Origin of the sequence: Stenotrophomonas sp. (assembly GCF_031995405.1) — a bacterium.
Taxonomy (GTDB): Bacteria; Pseudomonadota; Gammaproteobacteria; order Xanthomonadales; family Xanthomonadaceae; genus Stenotrophomonas.
The window spans coordinates 1-2519 of the sequence record NZ_DAMAGC010000097.1 but is presented as its reverse complement, the minus strand read 5'-3'; the positions used below and the strand labels follow the sequence as shown (position 1 = coordinate 2519).

Annotated in this window: 5 protein-coding genes and 1 pseudogene; all 6 read left to right on the top strand. The window is 67.8% G+C overall.

Going from position 1 to position 2519, the window contains the following annotated elements; translation table 11 throughout:
- Positions 1-144 (top strand): annotated as a pseudogene (locus RTO53_RS15125) (ubiquinol oxidase subunit I); the annotation flags it as partial.
- On the top strand, positions 141-776 hold the full coding sequence (gene cyoC / locus RTO53_RS15120) for a cytochrome o ubiquinol oxidase subunit III (protein ID WP_312238566.1): 636 nt from the start codon (positions 141-143) through the stop codon (positions 774-776). The pseudogene RTO53_RS15125 and the gene cyoC, both read left to right, overlap by 4 nt.
- A complete protein-coding gene (cyoD, locus tag RTO53_RS15115) occupies positions 773-1114 on the top strand; it encodes a cytochrome o ubiquinol oxidase subunit IV (protein ID WP_312238565.1) in 342 nt (113 codons plus the stop codon). The genes cyoC and cyoD overlap by 4 nt, the downstream gene beginning before the upstream one ends.
- 41 nt (positions 1115-1155) lie before the next feature.
- Entirely contained in the window at positions 1156-1614 is a 459-nt protein-coding gene (locus RTO53_RS15110; RefSeq protein WP_312238564.1) for a copper chaperone PCu(A)C, read from the top strand.
- 71 nt (positions 1615-1685) lie between these two features.
- Complete coding sequence (locus RTO53_RS15105; RefSeq protein WP_312238563.1) at positions 1686-2180, top strand: SCO family protein; 495 nt, start codon at positions 1686-1688, stop codon at positions 2178-2180.
- A 10-nt stretch (positions 2181-2190) separates the two neighbouring features.
- The coding region (locus RTO53_RS15100) for an MFS transporter (RefSeq protein ID WP_312238562.1) at positions 2191-2519 on the top strand (329 nt) is incomplete at its 3' end.

Sequence of the window (2519 nt, the reverse complement as noted above, 5' to 3'; positions counted from 1 at the left end):
CTCGCGGGAATCGGCCTGATCGGTGTGATCGCTACCTTCGTGCTGCGCTCCTACGACCGTGACGTGGATTATTACGTGCCCGCCGCCGAGGTGAAGCGCATCGAAGACGCGCGCTTCGCGCGCATGCAAGGAGCCCACGCATGAGCGGCGATACCCTGACGGCGGCCACGCCGCACGCGCAGCTTCAGGACGGTCATCACGACGGCCACGCGCACCACGACGACGGCAACAAGACCATCGTCGGGTTCTGGATGTACCTGATGGGCGACTGCCTGATCTTCGCGGTGCTGTTCGCCACCTTCGGCGTGCTGCTCAACGGAACGGCCGACGGTCCCAGCGGCAAGGAACTGTTCAAGCTGGGCTTCGTGCTGTCCGAGACGGTCCTGCTGCTGCTCAGCAGCTTCACCTTCGGCGTGGCGATGCTGGGCATGCAGGCGGGCAAGCGCAACCAGGTGGTCGGCTGGCTGGCGATGACCGGCCTGCTCGGTGCGGGCTTCATCGGCATGGAGCTGTACGAGTTCGCCGAGCTGATCCATGAAGGTGCCACCCCGGATGTGAGCGCCTACCTGTCGGCGTACTTCACCCTGGTGGCGACCCATGGCCTGCACGTCACCTTCGGCCTGTTGTGGCTGGCGATCATGATCCACCAGGTGCTGAAGTTCGGCCTGGACGGCATCGTGCGCCGCCGGCTGGCCTGCCTGAGCCTGTTCTGGCATTTCCTGGATCTGATCTGGATCTGTGTGTTCACCTTTGTCTATCTGCGGGAATTCGTATGAGCCCGACTGCTTCTGATACCGCCCATGGCGGCGGCCACGCCACCTTGAAGGGTTACATCGCCGGGCTGCTGCTGTGCCTGGTGCTGACCGGCGCCTCGTTCGGCGTGGTCATGACCGGCCTGGTGCCACAACCGTTGCGGCTTGCGGCCATTGTGGTGCTGTGCGTGGTGCAGCTGGTTGCCCAGCTGGTGCTGTTCCTGCACATCGGTGCCGGCCGCAGCCAGCGCGAGAATACCGGCATCTTCCTGTGCACCGCATTCCTGATCGCCATCGTGGTGGCCGGCTCCTTGTGGGTGATGCACAACGCCACCCAGAACATGATGCCGATGCAGCTGTGAGCCGGGCCATGAACCGATGTGTGCCTTGCCTGGGGATCGTCATGGCGTTGAGCCTTGGCGGCGCCCACGCAGGCAATGCGCCGGCCGCGCCACGCGCGACCACTGCCGTGGTGGCCAGCCAGGCGTGGATCCGCCTGCCGCCGCCGGCCGCCAACGTGGCCGCCGGTTATCTGCAGCTCTACAACCACGGCGGGGAAGACCGTTTGCTGGGGGCCACGGCCGCCGGCTTCGGTCAGGTGCAGATCCATGCGATGCGCATGGATGGCGAGGTGATGCGCATGCAGGCGCTGCCGGAGGGCCTGCCGTTGCCGGCCGGCAAGCTCACTGCGCTGCAGCCCGGCGGCTACCACCTGATGTTGATGATGCCCAGGCGCCCGCTGCAGGACGGTCAACAGGTGCCGGTGCGCCTGCAGTTCGCGCGGTCCGGCGAGCAGCGCGTGGATTTCGTGGTGCGCGACGGCAAAGAGGCGCAGCGCCACGGACCCGGGGCGGGGCGATGAGGCGCGGTTGGCTCGGCGCCGCGTTATGTCTGGTGTTTCTGGCCGGCTGCAGCGAGGCCCAGGCACCGGTCATGGGGCAGTCTGCGCTGGCGTCGGTGGCGCTGCACAGCAGCGATGGACGCACGCTGTCGATCAGCGGCTTGCGCGGCAAGCCCACGCTGCTGTTCTTCGGTTTCACCCATTGCCCGGAAGTGTGCCCGCTGAGCCTGGTCAAGGCGGTGCAGCTCAAGCGCCAGCTCGGGCCGGTGGCAGAGCACCTGCAGGTGGTGTTCGTCACGGTCGATCCGCAGCGCGACACCCCGGCGCACCTGCGCGACTACCTGGCCGCCTTCGACCCGACCTTCATCGGGCTGGCGGGGGATGAGACGGGCACGCGCGCCGTCGCCGAAAGCCTGGGCGTGAGCTACCAGCGCGTCGGCGAAGGCGAAGCGGCCACGTTCGAGCACACCGCGTCGTGGTTCCTGCTGGGCGCCGACGGCAAGCTGCAGGAGGTGCTCGGTTACGCGCTCACCGAGGCGGAGATGGCGGACAAGGTCCGTGCGCGGCTGACGGCCAGCGACACATGAGGCGATGCGGATGAGCGCGCCAGGATCGGCGCCCGCACCGCGCACGGATGCGATCCTGCTGCTGGCGTCGGCCGGCTGCGCCCTGACCGTGCTGGATACCAACGTGGTCGGGGTGGTATTGCCGACCATCGCGCGTGAGCTGTCGGCCTCGTTCGCCGACATCGAGTGGGTGGTCAGCGCCTACGTGCTGTGTTTCGCCTCGCTGCTGCTGCCGGCCGGCACCCTGGCCGATCGCATCGGTCGGCGCCGCCTGTACCTGATCGGGCTGGTGGCATTCGCGCTGACCTCGGTGGCCTGCGGCATCGCCAGTGGCGCCCGCGTGCTCTACCTGGCACGGGC